This is a genomic window from Saliphagus sp. GCM10025334, from assembly GCF_042663485.1.
GTDB lineage: Archaea > Halobacteriota > Halobacteria > Halobacteriales > Natrialbaceae > Natronosalvus.
In genome coordinates this window covers 100269-124215 of the sequence record NZ_JBHTAF010000004.1, presented here as the reverse complement: position 1 = coordinate 124215, position 23947 = coordinate 100269, and the positions used below count along the sequence as shown (strand labels likewise).

29 protein-coding genes, 1 tRNA gene and 1 pseudogene are annotated in these 23947 nt (G+C 64.9%); 16 read left to right on the top strand and 15 right to left on the bottom strand.

Features of this window, described 5'->3' with window-relative positions; genetic code table 11:
- Nucleotides 1–68 precede the first annotated feature (68 nt).
- Complete coding sequence (locus ACFQO4_RS16500) at nt 69–452, top strand: PaaI family thioesterase (protein ID WP_254156935.1); 384 nt, start codon at nt 69–71, stop codon at nt 450–452.
- A 54-nt stretch (nt 453–506) separates the two neighbouring features.
- Nucleotides 507–1037, top strand: coding sequence for a hypothetical protein (locus tag ACFQO4_RS16495; protein WP_500261962.1), 531 nt, complete (start codon nt 507–509; stop codon nt 1035–1037).
- A 35-nt stretch (nt 1038–1072) separates the two neighbouring features.
- On the opposite strand, the gene ACFQO4_RS16490 is transcribed toward ACFQO4_RS16495, so the two are convergent.
- Nucleotides 1073–2842, bottom strand: coding sequence for a YcaO-like family protein (locus tag ACFQO4_RS16490; RefSeq protein WP_500261961.1), 1770 nt, complete (start codon nt 2840–2842; stop codon nt 1073–1075).
- Nucleotides 2843–2983: 141 nt separating this feature from the next.
- Nucleotides 2984–3679, bottom strand: coding sequence for a ThuA domain-containing protein (locus ACFQO4_RS16485; protein ID WP_500261960.1), 696 nt, complete (start codon nt 3677–3679; stop codon nt 2984–2986).
- A 271-nt stretch (nt 3680–3950) separates the two neighbouring features.
- On the opposite strand from ACFQO4_RS16485, the gene ACFQO4_RS16480 reads away from it, so the two are divergent.
- Together ACFQO4_RS16480 and ACFQO4_RS16475 are read left to right on the top strand one after the other, a co-directional pair.
- Nucleotides 3951–5063, top strand: a complete 1113-nt coding sequence (locus ACFQO4_RS16480) for a Gfo/Idh/MocA family protein (protein WP_500261959.1) — start codon at nt 3951–3953, stop codon at nt 5061–5063.
- A gap of 99 nt (nt 5064–5162) precedes the next feature.
- Nucleotides 5163–6467 (top strand): hypothetical protein, encoded by a 1305-nt coding sequence (locus tag ACFQO4_RS16475; protein WP_500261958.1) that lies wholly within the window; start codon nt 5163–5165, stop codon nt 6465–6467.
- 118 nt (nt 6468–6585) lie between these two features.
- Here ACFQO4_RS16475 and psmB read toward each other — a convergent pair whose 3' ends face one another.
- Both psmB and ACFQO4_RS16465 read right to left on the bottom strand, forming a co-directional pair.
- The gene (gene psmB, locus ACFQO4_RS16470; protein WP_253436190.1) at nt 6586–7317 is read right to left on the bottom strand and encodes an archaeal proteasome endopeptidase complex subunit beta; all 732 of its coding nucleotides are present in this window, start codon (nt 7315–7317) and stop codon (nt 6586–6588) included.
- 181 nt (nt 7318–7498) lie between these two features.
- Nucleotides 7499–7675 carry a hypothetical protein gene (locus tag ACFQO4_RS16465; RefSeq protein WP_500261957.1) on the bottom strand — a complete coding sequence of 59 codons (177 nt, stop codon included), beginning with the start codon at nt 7673–7675 and terminating at the stop codon, nt 7499–7501.
- 327 nt (nt 7676–8002) lie between these two features.
- Between ACFQO4_RS16465 and ACFQO4_RS16460 the strand changes: the two genes are divergently transcribed.
- The 3 genes from ACFQO4_RS16460 (at nt 8003) to ACFQO4_RS16450 (ending at nt 9732) form a co-directional block, all read left to right on the top strand.
- The gene (locus ACFQO4_RS16460) at nt 8003–8359 is read left to right on the top strand and encodes a DUF555 domain-containing protein (RefSeq protein WP_500261956.1); all 357 of its coding nucleotides are present in this window, start codon (nt 8003–8005) and stop codon (nt 8357–8359) included.
- Between the two features lie 68 nt (nt 8360–8427).
- Nucleotides 8428–8967: a CBS domain-containing protein gene (locus ACFQO4_RS16455; RefSeq protein WP_312908631.1), complete on the top strand. Its 540-nt coding sequence runs from the start codon at nt 8428–8430 to the stop codon at nt 8965–8967.
- A 108-nt stretch (nt 8968–9075) separates the two neighbouring features.
- A complete protein-coding gene (locus ACFQO4_RS16450; RefSeq protein ID WP_500261955.1) occupies nt 9076–9732 on the top strand; it encodes an HAD family hydrolase in 657 nt (218 codons plus the stop codon).
- 15 nt (nt 9733–9747) lie between these two features.
- Here ACFQO4_RS16450 and ACFQO4_RS16445 read toward each other — a convergent pair whose 3' ends face one another.
- The 6 genes from ACFQO4_RS16445 to ACFQO4_RS16420 all read right to left on the bottom strand — a co-directional run bounded on the left by ACFQO4_RS16445 (nt 9748) and on the right by ACFQO4_RS16420 (nt 13312).
- The gene (locus tag ACFQO4_RS16445) at nt 9748–10446 is read right to left on the bottom strand and encodes an HAD family hydrolase (protein WP_500261954.1); all 699 of its coding nucleotides are present in this window, start codon (nt 10444–10446) and stop codon (nt 9748–9750) included.
- Nucleotides 10443–10949 (bottom strand): double winged helix-containing putative transcriptional regulator, encoded by a 507-nt coding sequence (locus tag ACFQO4_RS16440; RefSeq protein WP_500261953.1) that lies wholly within the window; start codon nt 10947–10949, stop codon nt 10443–10445. The genes ACFQO4_RS16445 and ACFQO4_RS16440 overlap by 4 nt, the downstream gene beginning before the upstream one ends.
- Nucleotides 10950–10956: 7 nt before the next feature.
- Nucleotides 10957–11901: a methenyltetrahydromethanopterin cyclohydrolase gene (gene mch, locus ACFQO4_RS16435; RefSeq protein ID WP_500261952.1), complete on the bottom strand. Its 945-nt coding sequence runs from the start codon at nt 11899–11901 to the stop codon at nt 10957–10959.
- 65 nt (nt 11902–11966) lie between these two features.
- Nucleotides 11967–12278 (bottom strand): MTH1187 family thiamine-binding protein, encoded by a 312-nt coding sequence (locus ACFQO4_RS16430; protein WP_500261951.1) that lies wholly within the window; start codon nt 12276–12278, stop codon nt 11967–11969.
- Nucleotides 12279–12465: 187 nt separating this feature from the next.
- Nucleotides 12466–12816, bottom strand: a complete 351-nt coding sequence (locus ACFQO4_RS16425; RefSeq protein WP_500261950.1) for a HalOD1 output domain-containing protein — start codon at nt 12814–12816, stop codon at nt 12466–12468.
- Nucleotides 12817–13227: 411 nt separating this feature from the next.
- Nucleotides 13228–13312 (bottom strand) — tRNA-Leu (locus tag ACFQO4_RS16420).
- Between the two features lie 232 nt (nt 13313–13544).
- On the opposite strand from ACFQO4_RS16420, the gene ACFQO4_RS16415 reads away from it, so the two are divergent.
- The 4 genes from ACFQO4_RS16415 to ACFQO4_RS16400 all read left to right on the top strand — a co-directional run bounded on the left by ACFQO4_RS16415 (nt 13545) and on the right by ACFQO4_RS16400 (nt 17254).
- Nucleotides 13545–14075, top strand: a complete 531-nt coding sequence (locus ACFQO4_RS16415; RefSeq protein WP_500261949.1) for a helix-turn-helix domain-containing protein — start codon at nt 13545–13547, stop codon at nt 14073–14075.
- 84 nt (nt 14076–14159) lie between these two features.
- Entirely contained in the window at nt 14160–15395 is a 1236-nt protein-coding gene (locus tag ACFQO4_RS16410; protein WP_500261948.1) for an alanyl-tRNA editing protein, read from the top strand.
- 97 nt (nt 15396–15492) lie between these two features.
- Nucleotides 15493–15768 (top strand): DUF7553 family protein, encoded by a 276-nt coding sequence (locus ACFQO4_RS16405; protein WP_500261947.1) that lies wholly within the window; start codon nt 15493–15495, stop codon nt 15766–15768.
- A 253-nt stretch (nt 15769–16021) separates the two neighbouring features.
- Nucleotides 16022–17254 carry a mandelate racemase/muconate lactonizing enzyme family protein gene (locus ACFQO4_RS16400; protein WP_500261946.1) on the top strand — a complete coding sequence of 411 codons (1233 nt, stop codon included), beginning with the start codon at nt 16022–16024 and terminating at the stop codon, nt 17252–17254.
- A 267-nt stretch (nt 17255–17521) separates the two neighbouring features.
- Here the strand turns inward: ACFQO4_RS16400 and ACFQO4_RS16395 are convergent, their stop codons facing one another.
- Nucleotides 17522–17683: a hypothetical protein gene (locus ACFQO4_RS16395; RefSeq protein WP_500261945.1), complete on the bottom strand. Its 162-nt coding sequence runs from the start codon at nt 17681–17683 to the stop codon at nt 17522–17524.
- Between the two features lie 137 nt (nt 17684–17820).
- Between ACFQO4_RS16395 and ACFQO4_RS16390 the strand changes: the two genes are divergently transcribed.
- The 3 genes and pseudogenes from ACFQO4_RS16390 to ACFQO4_RS16380 all read left to right on the top strand — a co-directional run.
- A complete protein-coding gene (locus ACFQO4_RS16390) occupies nt 17821–17997 on the top strand; it encodes a protein translocase SEC61 complex subunit gamma (protein ID WP_253436227.1) in 177 nt (58 codons plus the stop codon).
- Complete coding sequence (locus tag ACFQO4_RS16385; RefSeq protein WP_253436230.1) at nt 17997–18434, top strand: transcription elongation factor Spt5; 438 nt, start codon at nt 17997–17999, stop codon at nt 18432–18434. The genes ACFQO4_RS16390 and ACFQO4_RS16385 overlap by 1 nt, the downstream gene beginning before the upstream one ends.
- A gap of 116 nt (nt 18435–18550) precedes the next feature.
- Nucleotides 18551–18619: pseudogene (locus ACFQO4_RS16380) on the top strand (transcription elongation factor Spt5); the annotation flags it as partial.
- Between the two features lie 146 nt (nt 18620–18765).
- Here ACFQO4_RS16380 and ACFQO4_RS16375 read toward each other — a convergent pair.
- Entirely contained in the window at nt 18766–19059 is a 294-nt protein-coding gene (locus ACFQO4_RS16375) for a DUF7565 family protein (RefSeq protein ID WP_500261944.1), read from the bottom strand.
- 184 nt (nt 19060–19243) lie between these two features.
- Between ACFQO4_RS16375 and ACFQO4_RS16370 the strand changes: the two genes are divergently transcribed.
- Nucleotides 19244–20008: a PHP domain-containing protein gene (locus ACFQO4_RS16370; RefSeq protein WP_500261943.1), complete on the top strand. Its 765-nt coding sequence runs from the start codon at nt 19244–19246 to the stop codon at nt 20006–20008.
- Here the strand turns inward: ACFQO4_RS16370 and ACFQO4_RS16365 are convergent.
- From ACFQO4_RS16365 to ACFQO4_RS16355, 3 genes are read right to left on the bottom strand one after another with little or no spacing between them, the layout of a single operon-like run.
- Nucleotides 20002–20571, bottom strand: a complete 570-nt coding sequence (locus ACFQO4_RS16365; protein WP_500261942.1) for a Mut7-C RNAse domain-containing protein — start codon at nt 20569–20571, stop codon at nt 20002–20004. The genes ACFQO4_RS16370 and ACFQO4_RS16365 overlap by 7 nt on opposite strands.
- Before the next feature lie 46 nt (nt 20572–20617).
- Nucleotides 20618–22411 (bottom strand): DNA polymerase/3'-5' exonuclease PolX, encoded by a 1794-nt coding sequence (gene polX, locus ACFQO4_RS16360; RefSeq protein ID WP_500261941.1) that lies wholly within the window; start codon nt 22409–22411, stop codon nt 20618–20620.
- Nucleotides 22411–22851: a DUF5788 family protein gene (locus ACFQO4_RS16355; protein ID WP_500261939.1), complete on the bottom strand. Its 441-nt coding sequence runs from the start codon at nt 22849–22851 to the stop codon at nt 22411–22413. Before ACFQO4_RS16355 ends, polX begins: the two co-directional genes overlap by 1 nt.
- 151 nt (nt 22852–23002) lie before the next feature.
- Between ACFQO4_RS16355 and ACFQO4_RS16350 the strand changes: the two genes are divergently transcribed.
- Nucleotides 23003–23938 carry a rhomboid family intramembrane serine protease gene (locus ACFQO4_RS16350; RefSeq protein WP_500261938.1) on the top strand — a complete coding sequence of 312 codons (936 nt, stop codon included), beginning with the start codon at nt 23003–23005 and terminating at the stop codon, nt 23936–23938.
- Nucleotides 23939–23947: the final 9 nt, after the last annotated feature.

Here is a 23947-nt window from a genome sequence, read left to right as displayed (position 1 = left end):
TTCGCGACAGTCCCGACGGTCACACGCGATCCCCATCGTTTATGCGCCATCCCGAACCATCCTCGAGTATGGACATCGAGTCTTTCTTCGAGGAGATGCCGTTCGCCGACCTGCTGGGCGTCGAGGTCACCGAAGCCGCAGACGGCCACGCTGAAGGCCGCCTCGAGATGCGCGAGGAACTGTCCTGGAACGCCGATCGGCTGATGGCCCACGGCGGGGTGACGTTCACCCTGGCGGACACTGTCGGCGGGGCGGCGCTCGTCTCGGAGGTCGACCAGCCCGTTCCGACGATCGACATGCGCATCGATTACCTCTCGGCGGGCACGGGCGACCTCTACGCCGAGGCCGACGTCGTTCGCTGTGGCGGGGACGTCGGTGTCGTCGACGTCGAGGTCTACAGCGAGGACGACACGCTGATCGCGGACGCTCGAGGCGTGTACAAGACCGGGTGACACTCGAGGCGACGAATCAGCACGCTTAGGAGAGTCCACTCCCTAGCCGGCGGTGTGAACCGTCGGAACGTCCTCCAGACGATCGGTGTCGGCGCAAGCGTCGGACTCGCCGGCTGTTTTCAGGGTCTCGGTGAGTTCTTCACTGGCGGTGGAATCCAGCCGAACGTACCGATACAGCTCTTCAGCGAGGCCGAACGTTCGTACAACGTCGCGATCGAAGCCCAGGAAGTCGAGACCGGACGCAAGACGCACGACGATGGAATCAACATGGTCCCCGGCGAGCGGGCCGTCACCGGCCGCATCGAACGAAGCCCGCAGCAGTTTCGCGTCACCCGGTACGGACACGACGGCGAGGAAGGTGGCCCCGGCGAGGATCTCGTCGAGACCGGCCGGATCACGGAGGACACTCAGCTCGTGAGCATCCGGATTTACGACGACGATCTCGAACTCGAGATCATCGAGGACGAGGACGAAGCGGAGGCCGAGCAGGAGGAACTCGAGGAGGAGGCGAACGACTCGAGCGAGAATACGTCGGGCTCGACCGATAACGAGGACGACTCGACCGAAAATACGTCCGTCGACTGATCGTTCGATCAGCGCCGCCGAGACCCAATACGGAACTACGGATAGGGGTGAAACGCCCGATCGAGCCGCGGTTCGAACCCAAGTTCGTCGGGAACCGTCTCGGCTCGAGGCGCGAAGTACGGCTCGCTCGTGAACAGCGGCTGGGCTTCGGGGACGACGACGCGCACGGCCTCGAACCCGATCCGCTCGACGTCTCTCGTCGTGAGTCGGGCGGCGTACGGCGTCAGTCCGGTGTCGATCACGCGCTCGAGGAGCGCCTCGAGTCTTCCCGCACCGGTTGGCACGGGATCTGGGCCGACGGACGAGGCCGAAACCCGCCGCGCGTCGCCGACGTCGACGAACTCCCTGGCCCGGTCGGGAAACGATCCGTACTCGCCGATGGCGCCGCTCGCATTTTCGGCCTCGTCTGCTCCCATCCCTCGGAGCTCCATCCAGTTCTGGAGGGCCTCCTCGAGCGCGCCCGCCGCGGCGGCACCGGCATCGAGTCCGGCGGCCGAGCCGACGGCGAAGTGGGGCCATGGCTCTTCGTACTCCTCGGTGGGGGTGTTCAGGTCCCGATGGACGGCGACCGCGACCACGGGGACGTCCACGTCTTGCGAGCAAAGCAACGGGGTCGTTTCGAGTCCCTCGCTCCTCGCTCGCCTGGCGAGCGTCTCGTAGGCCTCGGCTTCGGCATCGACTTCGAGGGCCAGCGGTTCGAACGTGGAGTACCACGCGAGCATCGTGGCGTCGCGTTCGACGACCTCCGTCAACCCGGAGCGGAGCGCGTCGACCGTCGACGACCCGAGGCCGAGTCCGGTCGTGATCGACGGCACCAGCGAGTCGCCGGGCTGGGGGAACTGGACCGCTGCCGCTGGAAGGTGGACGGACTCGCCGCTCTCGAGGTCGACGCCTTCGACCCATCGACGTTCCTCACCGGAGTCGTACTCGGGGGCCGAGTCCGGCCGAACGAGGTCGGTCGGCGAGACGGCGTGATCGAGGTCGGCCTCGCTGGCGTGAACGAAGTTTGCATCGCGGTAGGTCCCTGCACAGTAGCGTTCGAGGCCTTCTCCGACGGCCTTCATCAGCGCCGCGTTCCAGTCGATGGCGACGCCGGCGGCCTGGGTCGGCGCGCTCGCGTCGCTGTAGGCCGTCGTGTCGGCCACCGTCGCGAGGTAGTAGGGAGCCGGGAACGACTCGAGTTCGCCGATGGATTCGACGATGCCGACTCGTTCGTCGATGGCGAGCTCCGCCCGGCCGACGGCCGCCTCGAGGTCGAGGGACTCGTCGTCCGCGAGGTCGAGCGATCGATTCCGCTCCGACGGCTGGCACGCGCAGCCTGGAACGGGAAGCAACTGTCGCCTGGCGTGGGGAACCTCACGAACCTGACCGACGATCGTCGATTCCTCCCCGCTGAACAGCCGAATGCACTCCCGGCCGGCGATGGCCCCCGCGAGCCTGGCCGCGCTCCGGTTTGCGCGCGGTTTCTCGTCGCTACCGTCCTCGAGCGTCGACTCGACGCGCGCCTCGAGACACGAGAAGCAGGCCGTGTCGGCAGCGAACCCCGAGATTGCGGCGTCGACCGTCTCGAGCGGGTGGCCACCGACGCCGCCGACTTCGACGGCGATCCAGGGCGTATTCCCCTCACGAGCGGCCGCGTTCGCGCGCTCGAATGTCTCGGCGCCGACGACGTCGCTCACGACGGCGAATCGGGCGTCGCTCAGATCGTCGGGGGTTGCGTCGATGGCCGATACCGAATCCACGTCGTCGAACGCGGCGACGACGGCCGCGCGAACGGGGTCGTCACCGACTACGTGTACGTCCATACGCGAGCGTCTCGCGCCGGCGGCAAAAACGCGCCGCTCGAGGTCGAGGTGGAGATCAGGTACGAGCTCGAGAACACGATTCAGGCGAACTCGAGACCGTGGCCGCGTCCGAGAAGGGTCCAGGCCAGGACGAACGCAGACTCAGTCTCGCTCGCCGAACGTCCGCGGGGCGCCCTCGTTCGGCGTGGCCCACTCGACGGCGTTTCGGATCACCCGCTGCACGTCCTCGTTTTCGTAGATCGGGATCGTCTCGTGACCGGGCCGGAAGTAGAAGATGCGCCCGCTCCCACGCCGGTAACAGCAGCCGCTGCGAAACACCTCGCCGCCTTCGAACCAGCTCGTGAAGACCAGGCGGTCGGGTTCAGGTACGTCGAAGGGCTCGCCGTACATCTCCGTCTCGGGGAGTTCGATGCACCCGTCGAGGCCGTCCGCGATCGGGTGACCGGGGTCGACGACCCACAGGCGTTCCAGGCCGTCGTCCTCGCGCCACTGGAGGCTACAGGTGGTTCCCATGAGCCGCTTGAAGACCTTCGAGTAGTGGCCGGAGTGGAGCACGAGCAGCCCCATCCCCTCGAGGACGCGTTCCTGGACCCGGTCGACGATTTCGTCCTCGACCTCGTCGTGGGCTGTGTGTCCCCACCAGAGCAGGACGTCGGTCGTCTCGAGCACGTCCGAGGTGAGCCCGTGTTCGGGTTCGTCGAGCGTCGCCGTGGTCACCTCGTGATCGGCCTCGAGGAAGTCGGCGATGGTCGCGTGGATCCCGTCGGGATAGACGGCGGCGACCTCGTCGTTCTCCCGTTCGTGTCGATACTCGTTCCAGATCGTGACAGTGGCCATCGTGAAGCGGTTCGACATCGAGACTGAAAGCGTGGGCGGTCCCGGCGGCGGCTGACGGGGTCGTAAGCTGGGACTAGCGGTAGAGAAGATGACATGTGTCGGCCACCGACAAGAATTCGAACTCAACTGGTACGAATATATGGGCGATATGGGTCACAACCCTTATTTTGATCGCCACCCCGGGTTTCTCTATGGGAGCGTTCTTTCGCATTCGTTTTCAGATGAAATCGGGCATTACCCGAACACGAGCCGGTAAATCGGGGGTTACTCGATGACCGGAGTCGGCACCGGAATCGGCGTTGGTATCGTTGGCCTCGGTGGGATGGGGCAGCTTCACGCCTCGAACATGCGTCAGGAGGGCGCCGATATCGTCGCCGGTGTCGATCTTATGGCAGAACAGCGCGAACGGTTCGGTACCGAGTTCGGCGCCGAAACGTACGACTCTCACGGTGCCATGCTCGAGGACGAGCGCGTCGAGGTCGTCGTCGTCACGACGCCAAACAAGTTCCACGAACCAATCGCGGTCGCCGCGCTCGAGGCCGGCCGCCACGTCTTAGTCGAGAAGCCACTCGGGCACACCCTCGAGAGCGCCGAACGCATCGCCGAGGCGGCCGAGCGCGCCGAGGGGGTCTGCATGGTGGGATTCCACAACCGCCACGCCGCGTCGGCGGCGATGTTCGACGCGTACAAGGCCCAGGGCCGATTCGGCCGGTTGACCCACGTCGAAGCCAACTACATCCGTCGGCGCGGCGTTCCCGGCCCCGGTTCCTGGTTCACGAACCCCGACCTCGCTGGGGGCGGTGCGTTACTGGACATCGGCGTCCACGCTATCGACCTCGCGCTCTACATGCTCGACTTCCCGGACGTACTCGAGGTCTCCGGTACGGCCCGGAGCACGTTCGGCACCCAGGAGGAGTACGCCGACCCTGACGGCTTTGGCAACAACTGGGACGCGCAGTCAGAGGCCTACGAGGTCGACGATTCCGTCAGCGCGTTTATCCGCTGTGCCGACGGGCGAACGATCACCCTCGAGGCTGGCTGGGCGACGAACCGCGACCCCAGCCAGGAGTTCCACGTCCGGGGGAGCAACGCTGGCGCACGGTTCGAAATCGGCGATTCGGACCTCGAGTTGCTCGAGGCCGGCATCGCGGGCTGTGACCACTACGCGGACACCCAGCTCACCGGCGACGCGTCGGTAACCGGCCACTACGAACAGGATCGGGTCTTCCTCGAGACGGTTGCCGCGGGCGAGGAAGCGACGGCCAACACGGTCGACGAGGCCCTGGCCGTTCAGCGGGTCATCGACGCGATCTATCGCTCGAGCGAGACGGGGCGCGCGATTCGCCTCGAGGACACGCCCAGGGCAACCCGTCCGCTGGACTGATTCAGGTCAGCCCGACAATCTTATCATTCAGAGATACTTTTCATCCTGTATTCAAGAGTGGAGCGTATCGTAATGAATGATGCTGGCCGAAGACGGTTGTTGCAATCGCTAGCCCTCGGTGGAGTCACCGCGGTCGCGGGGTGTCTGACGTCCGATTCTCGAGACGGTGACCGCGACGCGAACGACGAACGCTCGAATTCGACCGTTGACACCGACGGCGTCGATGACGATGGGTCCGAAACCGACGACCAGTCCAACAACGACGACGAGCCCGAGGAAACATTTGAAGCACGTGACGAACCGCTCTTTCGCCAGTGGACGCCGGCGATGGATACCTACGATTACGACGAAACTCCAGGATTCCTCGAACTGGACGTACAGGCCGCCTACGACCTGGCTGACACGGCCTCGAGCGTCGACCGTGCAGAACTCGAGAAGGCTGTCGAAGTGTACAGTGCACTCGGCATCTCGAGTGAAGAGTTGGACCGGTACCTCAATCTACACGTAGGTGAGATTCTTTACGGTTCGTTCGATCCGAGTGTCGTCACCGACGCCATCGAAACGGCGGGGTACGCCGACGCGAGCAGCCACGGAGCGTACGAAGTGTACGACGGCGTCTCCGTACAGGACGGCAATAAGATACTGCTGGAGGACTCGGCCGTTGCCGTCGGTCCGTCCACCCTCGTTGTCGCGCCCACAGCAGGGCTGATCGACGAGAACGCTGCTAATTCGTCGACGTTGTCGGTTGGGTCGCTCCTGGAAACGGGAGGGGCGTCAGGCGCCACACTTCCCGAGACGCACGACGACGTCGGCACGCTCCTGGAGGTGCTCGAGGAAGCGATCGTCCCGAGCGGGGAAAGTTCGTATTTATTTTGTTTCGCTTCTGATAGTACCGGGCGACCATCGTACGAACCGGGTGGGTTCGTCGTTTCCTGGTCGTTTGGGGCCGGACGCACGGAGCTATCGACCGCCTGGATATACGAGGATCTGGAAACGCTCCACGAAGAGCGCGTACGCTCCCATATCGAATCGTGGCTTCCACTCGAGTACTACAACGAGACGTCGGTGTGGGCGACCGATCGCGTGGCCGTCTACGAGGGGTGGATCGAGACGACGGCGTTCAACTATTTCGAACCGCCAGCAGACGTGACGCGCCATACCGGACCACAGGCGGGCCTCAGCCTGGACGAAGAGGACGGCAAGGCCGTGATTACGATCACCGTGATCGAACACCTCGACGGTCTGTGGATCGAACGAAACGGAGAGACGGTTCGAGTCGACGACGATCCCTCGGTCGGCGTAACCTACACGATCTCAGTCGAAGCGGAAGACCGAATCGTCGTCATCGGTTTGTACGAGGGGACGGAGTCGATCCTGCTCGAGCACGTCGCCAACGGGTACTGAGTCGCATCGGCTTCGGGTTACGGATCGATCGACACGACCACTCGAAGAGACGTTCAGCACGCCTCAGGAAAGACGCGATGGTCGAACCCGTCGAGGACGGAAAGATGGATTCGGTCGTTCAGATGACTTCTTCGAAGTCGTTGTGCCCGTGGATCTCGACGCCGTCCTCGGTGATCTCACAGAGGAAGACGCCGTTGCCGGAGCCAGTGTCGCGCTCGGCGGCGGACTTGATACTCCGGGCGGCGATGGTCATCGCCTCGTCGTTCGAGAGGCCCTCCTCGTAGGCCTGCTCGAGGTGGCCGTAGGCGAGTTGCATGCCGGAGCCGGTGACGGTGTAGTCGTCCTCCATGACGCCGCCGGCGGGGTCGATGCTGTAGACGTGGCTCCCTTCCGCGTCGACGCCGCCCAGAATGGGATGGATGGCGAAGAACGGGCCGCCGCGGGCGAAGTTGCCCGCGAGGGTGGCGAGGGCGTCGATGCTCATCTCATCGCCGCGTCGGGCGCTGTAGAGGTTGACCTCGGCACGGAGGCTCTTGATGAACGACTGGGCACCACCGACGCTGCCGACCATCGTGAGCGCAGCGGTCGGGTGAATCTGCTCGACCTTCTGGACGTTCTTGTTCGAGACGAAGCGACCGCCGAGGCTCGCGCGCATGTCGGTCGCGATGACGACGCCGTCGGCCGTCGTGATGCCGATCGTCGTGGTCCCCGTCTTGTTCACGTTGTCCAGTTCGGCCTGCGAGAGGCCGTTCTGGGGGAGCGAGCCGAGTTCCGGCTCGTACGGCGAGGGCTCGTTCGCCAGCTGGTCGACGGTGCGAGAGAACTCGGAGTCGTGGGATGGCGTTCGCATTATCCGCATGTTACGGCCGACAGGGTATAAAACATCGGCGGTCACCGTGCCTCGTTCCGGTTTCGCCGCGTCGTGTAACGCGGTGGCTCGAAGTCAGTTCTTCACGACGGCTCGAGGTCGGGCCGTTCACGACGGCTCGAGGTTCGAGGTTCGAGGTATGTATGGACAGAAAAGGTTGCGTTCAGGGCTCCGGCTGGGCGTTCTCGTAGGCCTCACCAACGCTGGCGAGGACCTTGTGGACCGGGATCGAAATTCCGGCCTGGCGGGCGGCGACCGCGAGCGGCATCATGACGATGCCGGCTGCGATGCACAACTGGTACAGTGCGAACAGGGACGCGTGGTACGCGCGGGATATCATCGGCGTTCGGTCGATGGTCAGACCAGGTGCATATATAAGCCTTGTTGCCCCGACAGCGAGTTGATGATTAATCAGGAAGATTTGAAGTCCGCGTCGTCTTGCGATTCAAGTACGGTTGTGGGGAGGGAAACTTGACCCGCGTTTCCGCTCGAGGGATGGGTATCCAGACGCCAATTCACCGGGGCAATTTCCATAACTTATGGCCAACGTAGGCCAACCGTGCGCGATGATCGGCCGTACGAGCACTCGGCTCGATGCTCAGTTTCGACGACGATCGGAGCGCGGCCAAACCGCAAAGCAGGAAACCCCGGGGCCCGACCAGGGAGTATGGCCAACTATCTCGTCGCGATGGAAGCCGCGTGGCTCGTTCGCGACGTCGAAGCGATCGACGACGCAATCGGCGTCGCCGTCAGCGAAGCCGGAAAGCGACTCAACAACGAGAACATGGAGTACGTCGAGGTCGAGGTCGGCGCGACGGGCTGTCCCGCCTGTGGCGAACCGTTCGACTCCGCGTTCATCGCGGCCGAAACCGCGCTCGTCGGGCTCGCCCTCGAGATGGACGTCTTCAACGCCGACAGCGAGGAGCACGCCTCCCGGATCGCAAAGAGCGAGATCGGCGGGGCGCTTCGGGACGTGCCACTGTCGGTCGTCGAAATCTTCGAACTCGACGAAGACGACGACTGATCCCAACGGCGGGTTCTCGAGGCCGTTCCACCCAAACACATTTCTATAACCCGCGGTTATGTGCCGGTATGGACCTGCCGACGCCGACGGACCTCAGACAGCGCCGGAACGAACTGGAACTCACCCAGAGCGAACTGGCAAACCGGGCCGACGTCTCCCAGCCACTGATCGCCCGCATCGAGGGCGGCGACGTCGACCCGCGACTCTCGACCCTGCGTCGGATCGTCAACGCTCTCGAGGACGCGGAAGGCGACATCATTCGCGCGGACGACCTCATGCACGAGGACGTGGTCAGCGTCGCCCCCGACGATCCGGTCAGCGAGGCCGCCCACCAGATGGAACGGGAGGCGTACTCGCAACTGGCGGTCATTCAGGACGGAATTCCGGTGGGATCGATCAGCCAGACTGAACTGGTACATCTGGATGAGGACGACCGCAACGAACCCGTCGCCGAACACATGGCCGAGAGCTTTCCGACCGTTTCGAAGGACGCGACGCTCGACGAGATTAGCAACCTCCTCGAGCACTACAAGGCCGTCATGATCACCGAGGCGGGGCAGACCGTGGGCATCATCACCGAGGCGGATCTGGCGGCGCGGCTGTCCTGATCGTTGTCTTTACCGACTTATCTCTCCGGTGTCTCTCCCGGTTCGTCTCTCCGGGCATTGTACGCGCGAACCGAAACGACCTTTCCCGACCGCTCTCCTTGTCTCGCCATGACGACGACCGTCTACTTCGACCTCGACGGCACGCTCCTCGAGTACACGACGCCGTTCGACGACCTGCTCGCCGGCGTCCTCTCCGAGGACCCGTCCCCGGAACTGGCCGAGTACTTCTCCGATCAGGTACTCGAGGGCATTACCGAGATCGAACCGGATCCCTACGAACGGGCGTTCGAAGCTGCCTGTGATCGCTACGGGGTTTCGGGTGATCCACCGTCGCTCGCCGCCGACTACGTCGCCCTCGAGGCATCGTCGACGACTATCGACCCGGCGGTCCGACGCCTGCTCGAGAGCGTCGCCGATCGGCATCGGACGGGCATTCTCACCAACGGCGACGGGCCCATGCAGTGGCGCAAGATCGAGGAGCACGGCCTCGACGAGATCGTCGACGAAGTCATCGTTTCGAACGACCTGGGTGCCCGAAAGCCCGATCCCGAGATTTTCGAGGAAGCGAAGGCGCGCTTGCCGGCAGACGCGTACCTCTACGTCGGAGATACGTACGAACACGACATCGTCCCGGCCCGTGAGCAGGGGTTCGAGACGGTGTACGTGGGCGACGAGGAGCGACCCGAGGCGTCGGTTGCCGCCAGCGGGACGGATGCCCTCGCCTCCCTGCTCCTCCCGCTACTGGAAACCACCGACGACCGGTAATTGCTGGGCCAGACGTTACGACTCGATCCAGGGTGACTGTTCGAGATCCGCCAGCGACTCGAGCGTGTAGTCCGGGCAGGGCGTCGTCTCCGCGGGAACGTCTGGCTCCGGGGGCACCCAGACTGATCGAATCCCGGCCGCTCGAGCACCCGCGACGTCGCTCGAGAGGGAGTTCCCGACGTACACCGCGCGCTCCGGATCCGTCTCGAGGGCCGCGAGCGCCCGCCCGAACGGCTCCGGATCGGGCTTCGGCGCCGTGTCGTACCCCGCAAAGACCGTCGTCTCGAACGCGTCGGTGAGGCCGATGGCGTCGAGTTTCTCGCGTTGCATCTCGGGGTCGCCGTTGGTGACGAGGCCGAGACGATACTCCTCACCCAGCGTCTCGAGGACGTCGGGAACGCCCGAGAGCGGATCGACCGCCCGCTGGTCGCGCTCGGCGGCGAACGCCTCCGCGACGGCGACGCCGGCGTCCCGATCGAACCCCGCGTCGACTGCCAGCTCGCCGAAGCACCGCTCGCGCAGGTCGGCGACGCTCGTGCTCTCTGCGAGGTAGTCGTCGTACCGGTCGAAGTACGCCGACGGCTCGAAGAGTGGGTCGACGCCGGCGCGCTCGAACGCTCGCTCGAGGACCGTCGCCGGCGACCGGCGGTAGCGACAGAGGGTGTCGTCCAGATCGAACAGCACGGCGTCGACTGGCGTCGTGGGCGCGGTCATTCTTCCCCTCGACCGCCGTCTCGAGCGTACCCCTCGGGCGTTCGCTCGGCGAGGTCGAACAGGACCGCCCACTCGAGCAACCGCTGGACGCGTTCTCCCCAGATCTCCTGGAGGCGGGTCCGGTGTTTGTGTTGCTCGTAGGCCGGGATTTCGTCGCGGAACGCCTCGAAGACGGCGTCGCCCGAGCGCGGTCCGTCGGCGGTCTCGAGAATATCGAGGACGACGGGCACGCCGTAGACGCGCTCGCAGAACGCCTCGCGGAGGTGGGCCGGGTCAGGGTCGACCCGTTCTCGGTAGAACCCGGCCTGTCCCTCTCGAGCGAGTTCGAGCGCCCGGAGGAACGTCAGCCAGGTCCGGGCCTCGTCTCGCGGGCCGATCCCCGTCTCGCGCATGATCCGGGCGCAGCAGTCGTCCTCGGTACCCGGGACGAGGGGGACGGCTCGCTGGACGGTCTCGACGTACTCGAGATCCTCGGGTGCCTCGGGGACGAGTTTGAACTGCATACGGACCTCAGCGGTCGGCGTCGAGGCCGAAGGAGTCGACCAGGACGTCCTCGTCCGTCTCGCCGTAGACGTACGTCGGGCCGCCGAGGACGTCCACGGTCACCTTCGCCGGGCCGAACAGGTCGGCCGACGTCTCCTCGAACGACCAGTCTCGATCCTCGAAGATGTCGGCGAACGGCGCGCCGTACTCCTCGCGCGCGTTCGAGACGACCGCGTCGAAGGCGTCGAAGTCCTCCCGAACCACGAGGTGGGCCGTCCCGCCGTAGGCGACGGCGTCGTTCGTCCGGCCGATGGCCGTCTGCTCGTCGCCGGCGACCGGCGGCACCGGCGCGCGCCCGGTTGCGGAGACGACGTCGAGCGGGTCGTAGCCGAGTTCGACGAGGTTGAACGTCGCGTGCTCTGCCACGCGGGCCGCGTTCGTGACGCTCCCGACGACGCTGGCGGTGGGGTAGGCCAGCAGGAAGACGCCGCTGGTCTCGACGCCCGTGAGGGCCGCCACCTGCTCGGATGCGGCCTCCGTCGGCTGCTCGTCGGTCTCGAGCGCGAGCGCCGTCAGGTCGAAGGCGTCGGTGTAGCCGATGCGGCGGAACTCCGTCTCCTCGGCGACGAGTGCGCGGGCTGGACCGCTCCCCAGTGCCTCGAAGTCCTCGGTTGCGAGTTCCCAGCTCGCTTTCTGTGAACAGAGCAACGCCAGCCCGGGTTGGTCCGTCGAGAGTTCGACGTGCGGGACCGGTGCGCCGCCGATCTCCGTGAGGTCGCGGCTCGGTGTCGCGAGTCCGGCCGTCTGGATCTCCGTACACAGCAGTCCCGCTTCGATACCGCCGTCGAACTCGAGGCCGAAGTCGAGCACCGTCGTCTCGTTCTCGAGTTCGTACGCGCCCACGTTGAGCTCCTCGGTGAACTCGAGGGCCTCGTCGACGAGTTCGATGGCCATCCGGTTGAGACTCTCCATGGCTCGGGCTACTCGCTCCGCCTTCAAACCGTTTGTTAGTTGTGGTCAGGGACGACTACTCGCGATTACTCGCGACTTCTCGCCGGCCGCTCGAGGTGGGACTCGACGGCGTCGACCTTCGCCGCCGCCGATTCGTCGCTCGTCCGCTTGTCGTCGATCTTGAGGAAGGTGCTGACGCGGTCGCCGTCGACCGCCTCGTGGGCCGCCTGCGCCGCGGCGAACAGCTCGCCGATGTCTTCAGCTTCGATGGTCGTTCCCATCGGTCCGGTTTCGTACTCGACGTCGTAGTCCTCGAGCGCCTCGACAGCGTTGGCCACTTCCGACGACATGCTGTCCTCGACGACCGGTGCCGTACTCAGAAAGCCGATTACCGTCATGGTCGATCCGATACCGAGCGGATAGAAATAGCTGTCCGTTGCGCGGGACTGTGAGCTGGCGCGACACGGAGATCGGTGCCTCGATGACGAGATGACGATGGCGGTGACGGTGACGAATCGGGGACGCTCGTGTAGCTCGTGTCAGGTACCGACGCGTACGGACGCGTAGACGGCGTCGGGGAGCGGGTCAGCGAAGCGGTGACTGGCCGCTGCCGGTCGGCGGATAGACGAAGATGTCGCCGTTGGCGAAGACGTACACCTCGTGCTCGAGGGCCCTGAAGCACACGTGGCCGTCGAGTCGTCGTTCGCCGTCGTTCTTCCGGCTGAACAGTTGCTCGAGCGCGTCGGGGTCGATGCTGTCGTACAGGGAGAACTCGCCCTGGGAGACGTCGACGTTTGCGATGCTCGAGAGGGCGTGCACGATCGTCGTCGTCAACGTCGCCGTGCCGTCGGGGTCGTAGCGAAAGACGTACCGATCGTTCGCCTGGTCGTAATTCGAGTCGTGCGTGCTGTCTGGGGGAGGAATTTCAGTTTGCATATCGGTACAAAGGGCTAGGCAGTTGCGCAGGTGTCCGTATCGTGCCCGGACACAAAAGTCAATCGGCCCGAGAAACGGTTCGACGGCCTGTATTGCTCTCGAGAGACACCGTCAGTACCTCGTGATGGTTTCCTGAACCGACGCGAAAGACTGCGACCGGGCTTTCGGATTCGGCGGAATGTGGGTTCCTCGAGTCCACGCTGCCCCAACGAATCGCCAGCAGACGGTGCTCGCGCTCGCCTGGCGACTGGTCACCGGAGGCTCTTGTGAGACAGCGCCGTCGCTCGAGTTAGTGGTTCGTCGGAAAGGATTATGCGTGGGTGATGTCCGCGAAGGGAAATCACCTGCATCGTCTCGCTCGGCGGCGTTGCCGCCTCACGTTTCGCGGTCGTGATACGACCGCGCATGCGATGCGTGGGACCGGATTTGAACCGGCGGACCCCTACGGGACAGCGCCCTCAACGCTGCGCCGTTGGCCTAGCTTGGCTACCCACGCTCGCGGCGTCTTTCTGCACTTTCCGATATCCAACGGGCATATAAAAGCCCTTTCTTTTGCCGCGGACTCTGGGGGGCAGTCACACAGAAACGAGTGTTGTGTCAAGACTGATGTGATGAGACGAACCGATACCTCGTGTCCGGTTCGTCTCATCGATAGACGCTTGACGGAACACTAGTAATCGACGGGCAGTGAACGGTGCCTTGAAATGTCGGACCGGCCAATGGTAGTCATGGCAAAATACTCGACCGGCTCGTCGTCCGGCGGCGGCGGGACGAACTGCGAGCTCTGTGGCGCAGAAAGCGACTCGCTACGTCGAGCGACCGTCGCTGGCGCCGACCTCGAGGTCTGCCCGAACTGTGCCCCCCACAGCGACGAGCAAAAGCAGCGTAGTCGTCGATCGGGTGGCTCCGGCTCCAGCTCCAGCGGCTCGCGATCACAAGACGAACCCAGCCGCAAGAAGAAGGCCGCCCAGAACGTCGCCCGGGCAAACCCGATCTGGGACGGCGACTCCGAACACTGGGAGAAGGAGGGAACGAACTACAACGACGACCCGCTGCCGTACCTCGTCTCCGGCTACGGAGAGCGTGTCGAGGCGGCGCGCCAGGAGGCCGGCCTAAAGCGCGAGGAACTCGCCGAGGAACTCGGCTGCCGGGAGTCCGACCTGCTGGCCGTCGAACAGGGGCGAGCGACCCAGGCCGGCGTCGGCGGCGGGCTCATCACGGCTCTCGAGTCGGTTCTCGACGTCGAACTCGCCGAATAGTGCCCGGACCGTGCCAACACGCCCCCCAGACCGGGAGACGCCCCGGCGAGCAGACTTTTATCGGAGGCCGACGGAGTTCCACCAATGAGCGGTCAACGGGCAGCGGCCGAGCCCTACACAACGCGATTCGAAACCGAGGTGACGGCAGTCGACGGGAGGCGCGTCTGGCTCGAGACGACGTACTTCTACGCGGAGGGTGGCGGTCAGCCGGCCGACCGCGGGCGGATCGGTGACGTTCCCGTCGAGGACGTTCAGGTCGTCGACGGCGAGCACGTCCACGTCCTGGCGGATCCACCGTCGTTCAAGGCCGGCCACCGCGTCATGTGCTCGATCGACTGGTCGTTCCGGATGTACTGCATGCGCGCACACACCGCTAGCCACGTTCTCTACGGAGCCGGGCGCCGCCTCCTCGAGGACCTCGGCTACGGCGGGTTCGACATCGGCGAGGAGAAAATCCGCGTCGACCTCGAGACGACGACCGAACTCGACGACGACGTGCTAATCGAACTCGACGAACTGGTCAACCGGGCGGTCTGGGAATCACGGCCGGTCTCCTGGGAGGACGTACAGGTCGCGGACGCGCGCGAACGCGACGAGATTGCGTTCAACGAAGCCACGGAGGAGGGCGCCTTCTCCAGGGGGCAGGTCCGCGTCGTCACGATCGGCTCGAAAGACGACAACGGCCGGACGACCAATGGCTCGAGCAACCCCTGGGACGTCGCGGCCTGTGGCGGAACCCACGTGCGAAACACTCGCGAAATCGGGCCCGTCACGGTCCTGGGTCGGTCGAACCCTGGAGAGGGTCTCACGCGCGTCGAGTTCGCTGTCGGCCCGCGAGCGATCGAACGCCGGGCAGCCGAAAAGCGAGCTGCGTTCGCGGCGAAGCGGACGCTGGGGGCGGATGTCACTTCGATATCGGACGCCCTCGAGGAGACCGTCGAGCGTCAGGACGCCCTCGAGACCGACAAGCGAACGCTCGAGGCCGAACTCGTCGAACGAGCGCTCGAGGCGGCCGGCCCCGTCGAACGGGACGAAGAGACGTGGCTCGTGACGAGCGTCGACGGAATCGAACCGGACGCGCTCGCCGACGCCGTTCGCGACGCCGCCAACCCGCGCGCGGACGTTCTCGCTGTGGTCGGCGAAACCGACTACCCGTTCGTCGTGATCCGGAGCGAGGGTGGTGCCGACGCGGGTGCAGTGGTCGAGGATCTGACGGCCGAGTTCGGCGGCGGCGGCGGCGGTTCGTCGTCGTTCGCTCAGGCGGGTGGCTTCGACGTCGCTGCCGAGGACGTCCTCGAAGCGCTCGCGGACGGATGCTAAGGACCACTACGCACTCGAGGGCGGTACTCCGAAGTGCCCCGTTGGTCTCGCTCGAGACCGGGGAATCGGTTATAGTCTCGGCCGATAAACACTCGATATGAGTATGACTCGCACGGAACTCGCGGCTGCCAGCGACACCCTTCGGGAGGCCGCTAACGCGGCATCCGCCGATCTGGCGACTCGACTCGAGGAGCAAGCCGAGACGGTGGCTGACCTGGCGGAACGAGCAACCGGCCCGGATCACGGTCGCCTCGCCCGACTCGAACACTCCCTGCGCGATATTCAGCGTGCTGCAGACGAGAACGTGTCTCGCCGGATCGACACCGCGCTCGAGGAAATTCGGGCCTATCGAGAGACCGTCGAGGGCGTCTAACTCCTCGTAATCACGGTCGATTCGATACCGACGCATGGTCCGGGTCGGGGCTGACGAACCGTCGAGGGTGTCGACACCGAATCCAAATCCGAATTTCGATCCACTCGACCGACGCACTCGAGAGAGGCGCGCTTGCAGAGACAGGGATATCATTTTTCCTCCCTGAGGGCCGAATGAGTGCAGGTACGTTCTCTCTGCTCTTGCGGACAGGATAAATGTAAGCTTTTACTACTATGCGAGTCAATGGTGGCGCATGGGTATCGATTACTCGCAGCTACACGATCCGAACGCAGAGTATACGATGCGAGAATTGTCAGCGGAGACGATGGGCATCGCGGCGAAACGCGGCGGCGGCCGGGACGTCGAGATCACCGACATCCAGACGACGATGGTCGACGGGAACTTCCCGTGGACGCTCGTCCGCGTGTATACCGACGCGGGAATCGTCGGCACCGGCGAGGCCTACTGGGGCGCCGGCGTCGCCGAACTCGTCGAGCGGATGAAACCCTTCCTCCAGGGTGAAAATCCGCTCGACATCGACCGACTCACCGAGCACATGGTCCAGAAGATGTCTGGCGAAGGGTCGCTCGCGGGCGTCACCGTGACGGCCATTTCGGGCATCGAGATCGCCCTCCACGACCTCGCCGGGAAGATCCTCGAGGTGCCGGCCTACCAGTTGCTGGGCGGGAAGTACCGCGACGAGATGCGGGTCTACTGCGACTGTCACACCGAGGAGGAAGCCGATCCGATCGCCTGTGCCGACGAGGCCGAACGCGTCGTCGACGAACTCGGCTACGACGCGCTGAAGTTTGACCTGGACGTGCCCTCCGGACACGAGAAAGACCGGGCGAATCGCCACCTGCGCGACGTCGAAATCGAGCACAAGGCGAGCATCGTCGAGGCCGTCACCGAGGCCGTCGGCCACAAGGCCGACGTCGCCTTCGACTGCCACTGGACGTTCTCCGCCGGTAGCGCGAAGCGACTGGCCAGGCGCCTCGAGGAGTACAGCGTCTGGTGGCTCGAGGACCCCGTTCCGCCGGAGAATCACGACGTCCAGCGCGAGGTCAGCCAGTCGACGACGACGCCGATCACAGTGGGGGAGAACGTCTACCGGAAGCACGGTCAGCGTCGCCTCCTCGAGGGGCAGGCCGTCGACATCATCGCGCCCGACCTGCCGAAAGTCGGCGGGATGCGCGAGACGCGCAAGATCGCGGACCTGGCGGACATGTACTACGTCCCCGTCGCGATGCACAACGTCGCCTCACCGGTCGCGACGATGGCCGCGGCGCACGTCGGTGCGGCCATCCCGAACTCGCTGGCCGTCGAGTACCACAGCTACGAACTCGGCTGGTGGGACGACCTCGTCGAAGAGACGGTGATCGAGGAGGGCTACATCGATATCCCCGAAGAGCCGGGACTTGGCGTCACCCTCGATCTGGACGCTGTCGAGGAGCACCTGGTCGACGGTGCGGAGTTGTTTGACTGAGTAGCGAAATCAAACTCACCAGGCTCACGTAGCGTCGTTCGTCTGAGTCGGCAATCGAACTCCACCGGAACTCGAGCCCGACTCCTCGACGATTATACTATAGATTATATAGTATTAATCCGAAGCGGCCGTCTCTCGAGAGACGGCTGCTCGTGCTGGGGGAGCTGGCACTGTCAGGTTCGCTCTCGTTCGAGGTTCGGAGGTTCGGACGCCCGGAGCCTTGAAGTCCGGAACGCCGATGGGAGTGCACGACCGTCGCCTCAGCCGTCAGGACTCGTCGTCCGCTCGACGCGGTGTACTCTGCTTGCCGAGGTCACTCCCCTCGTCGACCTCGTCGGGGTCGCGATCGATTCGCTCGAGTTCGTCCTCGATCTCTGCCTCTCGTTCGGCCTCGTACTCGTCGGATCGGTCAGTATCGTCTTCGGCCATACGCGAAATTCGCCGTCCAGGGTCAGGAAAGCGCGGCCGTCATCTGCAACGTGGGTGCGCCCCGGTGGGTGGAAGGCGGCTATCGACCCCCGGAAGAGAAAGACAGATAAAAGGCCCCGCATTGTGAACACACAGATATGGACGTTCCCTACGATCTCACCTCGTACGTGCGGGTACTGAAGATGGCGACGACCCCCACGCGAGAGGAATTCGTGCAAGTGTCGAAGATCGCCGGGGCGGGAATCCTGCTCGTCGGCCTGCTCGGATTCCTCATCGGCGTGGTCATGCTGTTCCTCACCGGTGGGGGCTTCTAATGCCGATCTACGCAGTCAAAACGACGGCCAGCCAGGAACAGACCGTCGCCGACATGATCATCAACCGCGAGGAACCGGACGTACACGCCGCGCTCGCCCCCGACTCGTTGACCTCCTACGTGATGGTCGAGTCCGACGGCCACGCCGTTCTCGAGCGAATCTTAGAGGACATTCCCCACGCTCGAACGGTCATCCCGGGCGAGTCCGACATCTCGGAGGTCGAGCACTTCCTCTCGCCCAAGCCGGACGTCGAGGGCATCGCCGAGGGCGACATCGTCGAACTCATCGCCGGGCCGTTCAAGGGCGAGAAGGCGCAGGTTCAGCGCATCGACGAGGGCAAGGACCAGGTGACCGTCGAATTGTACGAGGCGACGGTGCCGATTCCGGTGACGGTTCGTGGGGACCAGATTCGCGTCCTCGACTCCGACGAGCGGTAGCGAGTCGGTTGGCTCGGCGGGAGCGAAGCGAGCGCCGAGGACGTTTTGGACTAAATTTTGCGAGGAGCGGTAGCCGATGCGGAGCGAGGCTATCCGACGACGTAAAATTTAGGTGCGCGACGGTGCCGATTCCGGTGACGGTTCGTGGGGACCAGATTCGCGTCCTCGACTCCGACGAGCGATAGCGTTTGGCGTTTTTGCTGGGACAGTCGAGTCTGGGTCCCTCTGACTCGAAGATCGCCTGTCGAACCTAACGGCTCGTGAGCAGGTAGCGTCTGATCGATTCGGTAGCGCTCGAGGGTTCGTACTTCAGGGGCCCCTCGAAGGACACCTAGCTCTCGAGATGGTCGGCCAGCCGTTGTTGATCGACGACGTCGTCGATCTCCTCGAGGAGGTCCTCGCGCTGGCGCACGTCCTCTGCTCCGGCGCCGTACGCGCGGACGTACTCCGCGCGGCTGTGTTCGGAGAAGACGTGGCGAATCGCCAGGTAGCCGTCGGGAACGATGGTTCCACAGACGCCACACTCGAGGCGTTCGTGGGCGGTCACTTGGTGGGCGATGGTCGACTCGACGTCTTCGAACACCGAGCCGCAGTCGTCGATCCCACATTCCCAGGCCGTGTCCATTCAATCGTGATACTCGGGCGGGTCATAAAGGTTCTTTCGGCAATAGTTCGCTCTGCGAGCGCTCGTCGCGATACGATCGGTGGTGCCAGGGGGGCGGGCTGCCGGGGAAAACGCGTCGCTGGCGACGATTCCGGGGAGCCGACAAATCAGAATTCATAACTCCTCGGTTGGCGTATCGCGAACCGTGAGCGACGGAGAGCAGGTCCGAGTCGACCTCCACGTCAAGGTGTTGAACGACCGGGTTATCGAGAACGCCCGCCGGGCGGGAATCGACGTGATCGTCTACGCCCCCCACTTCACTCGCCTCCCCGAGATTCGAGAACAGGCGAACGCCTACAGTACCGACGACGTGACCGTCGTCCCCGCACGCGAGGTGTTCACCGGTTCCTGGAACGACCGAAAGCACGTCCTCGCGATCGGACTCGAAGAGCCCGTTCCCGATTTCATCACCCTCGAGGGGGCGATGGCGGAACTCGAACGACAGGGGGCCGCGGTGCTGGCACCACATCCGGAGTACCTGACAGTGTCGCTGACCGAAGGGGACCTCCGGCGCTTTCAGAACGGTATCGACGCGGTCGAAATCTTCAATCCGAAACACCTCCCCACGCACAACCGTCGAGCGAGCGACCTGGCCGACCGTCTCGACATCGCCCCGTTTACCTCGTCGTACGCCCACCTCCCGAGTTCGGTTGGCGTCGCCCACGTCGCATTCGAACGGGCGATCGAATCCGAGGACGACCTCGTTTCGGCGCTCAAAGCCGACGCTCCCCGACGGGTCGTCTTCGCCAACGGCCTCCGGCGCTGGCGGACGACGGCGGCCGAACTGGCTCACCTCGCCTACGAGAACACCTGGAAGAAGGTCGATCGGCTGTACCTCTCTGGCACGGAGCCGACGCACCCGAATCACGTCTTCTACGACGGGCGGTTCGACGACGTCTCGGTCTACTGATCGATGCCGTGTTCGTCACCCGCGGAGTCGCTTTGGTTTCCCGTAGGGCTGTTTTCGTCACCCGGGGAGTCGCGTTCACCCGACGACCTCTCGCTTCGCACCGCCTCGAGCGTTCGCCGCACGCGATCCCAGTGGCTTCCCTTCCAGAAGTGCTGGCCACAGTCGCGACAGGCCCACACCGCTACCTCGCTCGAGTCGGGCGCGTACGGCGGAGTGTCGACTGTTTCCGTTCCCGTTTCCGCCTCGGACACGCGCTCGAGCGGGCCGTTACACCGGCCACATCGGCGCGGTTCGTCGGGAAGCGTCAGGTCGATTCCGTGGTCGTGGAGCGTTCGCAGTTGCCCGTGCGTATCGCGTGACTCGAGCAGGATGGCGCGTTCGCCACGGGCGGCCAGGTCGACGTCTCGCGTGACGATCGTTCGGCCCTCATCGGCGGCGACGTCGAGGAGTCGATCGTCGGCCTCGAGGTCGCGGTCGCCAGCGTACACGGTGTCGTGGCCGCACATCCGACAGTAGGCGACGATGCCGCCGCACATGCCGTCGACGAGGAGTCGGTCGCTCACGGTGGATCACAGGTCAGTGTGTCAGTGCAGTAACGGAATCAGTGCATCAATGCAGGAACTCGCGCAACTCCTCGAGCTCCCAGGCGTTGATCACGTCCGCGGGTTCGGCCCACCCGCGGCGAGCCGTGTGGACCCCCCAGCGGACGTACTCGAGGGTCGCCGGGCTGTGCGCGTCAGTGTTGACAGCGATCACCGCCCCCTCGTCGATCACGGCCTGGACGGCGCTCCCCCACAGGTCGAGTCGGTGGGGGTTGCTGTTGACCTCGAGGGCGGTGTCGTTCGCCGCGGCGGCCTCGCCCAGCGCGGCCGCGTCGATCGCGAGGCCCTCACGCTGATTGAGCAGTCGGCCGCTCGGGTGGCCCAGCACGTCGACGGCTGGGTCCTCGATCGCGCGAATAAGGCGCTCGTTCGCCGCGTCCGAATCCTGGTCGAGCGCACTGTGGGGGGAGGCGACGATCACGTCCAGGGCGTCGATGACGTCCTCGGAGAGGCCGATTTCCCCCTCGGCGTCGACGTTGGCTTCGATCCCCGCGAACACCTCGAGGTCGGCCTCGGCGCCGACCTCACGGATCTCCCCCACCTGCTCGAGAATCTCGGCGTCCGTGAGTCCCATGCCACCGACGACGCCCGGCCCCTCCGCGTGGTCCGCGATCGCGTAGTAGTTGTATCCCCGTTCTTCGGCGGCGGCGACCATCTCGTCGATCGAGTTGTTGCCGTCGGACCACTCGGTGTGGGTGTGCAAGTCGCCGCGGATATCCTCGCGCGTGAGGAGTTCAGGAAGCGTCCCCGAGGCGGCGGCATCGATCTCGCCGCGGTCCTCGCGCAGTTCCGGGGGCATCCACTCGAGGTCGAGCGCCTCGTACATCCCTTCCTCGCGCTCGCCGGCCACCCGGTCGCCGACGCGCTGGCCCGCCTCGTGGTCCTCGACGTCTCCGTCGGACCCCGTCCGACTCTCCGAGGCCCGTTGCGCCTCGCTGACGTCGAAGGCGCCGTACTCGTTGAGTTTCAGCCCGCGATCGATCGCGTAGTTCCGCAGGGCCACGTTGTGAGCCTTGCTCCCCGTGAAGTACTGGAGCGCGGCACCGAACTCCTCGGGCACCACGACGCGCAGGTCGAGGCGGACCTCGCCGACGCGGACGCTCGCCTTCGCCGGCCCGGACTCGATCTCGTCGTCGACGGAGTCCCAGGAGACGAACGAATCGACGACCTCCTCGGCCTCGTCGGTGGCCGCGAGCACGTCCACGTCCCCGATCGTCTCGCGCCAGCGACGGATGGATCCGGCGACCTCGCAGCGCTCGACCGACTCGAGCGACTCCAGGAACGCGAGCACGTCGTCCGCGAGCGGGCGAGCCTCGCCGAGCAGTTTGCGCTCGCCGATCTCGCGGGCGAACGGGATGTTCTCGAGGATGTTCTGTTCCGTCTTGGCGCCGAATCCCGACACCTCGCGGATCTCGCCCGCCTCGGCGGCCGCCTCGAGGTCGTCAAGCGTCCGGATTTCGAGTTCGCGGTATAGCGTGCCGACCGTCTTCGGACCGACGCCCTCGACGCGGGTGAGGTCGGCCATGTCCACGGGGAGGTCCGCCCGTAGCTCCTCCAGTTCCTCGATCTCCCCCGTTTCGACGTACTCGATGATCTTCGAGGCGATGGCGTCCCCGACACCGTCGATGTCCTCGATCGCCTCCTCGTTGCCCGCGCTCACCAGGTCGGCGATCGGCGCGGGGTGGGCGCCGATCGCGTCGGCCGCCCGCCGGTAGGCCCGAGGTTTGTACTCCACGTCGTCGGCCTCGAGCAGATCCGCGAACTCCTCGAACCGGGCGGCGAGTTCGGCGTTGGTCGCCATCAGCGACCCCTCCGCGTGCCCGCGTCGGTCTCCCGGCCGAGTGCCTTCTTCAGGAAGGACATCCAGCGCTTCTTGTCCGCCGTGTTCTGTGCCTGTTGCTCGCGCTCGAGGTCCGTCGGCCCGAGGTTCTCGAGGGCGTTGAGCGCCCGGTCGATGCCGACGATCGACCGAACGAGTTCCTCGCCCTCCTCCCGACTGATGTCGCCATCCTCGATCAACTCGAGTCGCTCGAGGCGCTCTCGCCTGAGGTTTCGTTTGGCCTGCTCGACGCGTTTGCGTTCGCCTGCCGGCACCGTCTCCCGGCGCTTGATTTCGAAGACGAACTGTCGGAGATCGATCGACTCGTCCTGGATCGTGATCTCCTCGGGAATGTCCGCGCCGATCGTCGCGCCATCCCGGTTGACGCGCTCGAGCAACTGTTTTCGCTCGTAGTCTTGCACACGTCGTCGTGGGACTCGAGGGGGCAAAAATCCTCGTTACGCGCTCGCACGGTTGCCAACGTCCGTCCCCGGTTCCGAAGGCCGGGAGACCGGGGACAGAGGACGGGAGAAACCCCAAACCCCATAGCGACGCGCCACATACGGGGCGCCAATGGCAACGTGTGACGCGTGTGGGAAAAACGAAAGCATGCCGTACAACTGTCGGCACTGCGGGGGGACCTTCTGCAGCGAACACCGCCTGCCGGAGAACCACGACTGTACGGGGCTGCGGAACTGGAACGATCCGCAGGGGGTCTTCGACAGCGGGTTCGACGATAGCGTCGATAGCCGGGGGAAGACGGCCTCGAGTCTGAGCGACAAATTGCCGTTCAACACGGGCCCCGGCGGGCCGCTTGGCTACTTCCGGGGGAACATGACGTACACGTTCCTGGCACTCATGTGGATCACGTTTCTGGCGCAGTGGATCGTGCTCTTCGTCGTTGGCGGGTCCGCTCACCGCGCGATCTTCATGCTCTCGACTGCGAACCCGGAGTACGTGTGGACGTGGGTAACCTCAATTTTCGCCCACTCACCGATCAACATCTTCCACATCGTGTTCAATAGCATCGTGATTTTCTTCTTCGGGCCACTCGTCGAGCGCTACGTCGGCTCGAGAAAATTCGCGATCCTGTTCGTCGTCAGCGGCGTTCTCGCCGGCCTCGGTCAGATCGCAATCTCTGCTTACCAGGGCGTTCCCTCGAACGTGCTCGGAGCGAGCGGGGCCGCACTCGCGATCATGGGCGTTTTGACGATTCTGAATCCGAACCTCAAGGTCTACCTGTACTTCATCCTTCCCGTGCCGATCTGGCTCCTTGCGGCCGGAACCGCTCTCGTCAGTATCTTCTTCATCGGCGGCGGAAGCGCTGGCGGTAGCGGCGTTGCACACGCAGCCCACCTCGTCGGCCTCGTGGTCGGTCTCGCCTACGGCGAGTACATCAAACGGACCCAGAACGTGCGAACGGCGAATCAGTTCCAGCTCGGCGGCGGAGGTCCAGGAGGCCCGGGCGGGCCCGGTGGCCCCGGCGGACCAGGCCGCAGACGGTTCTAACGCGTTCCG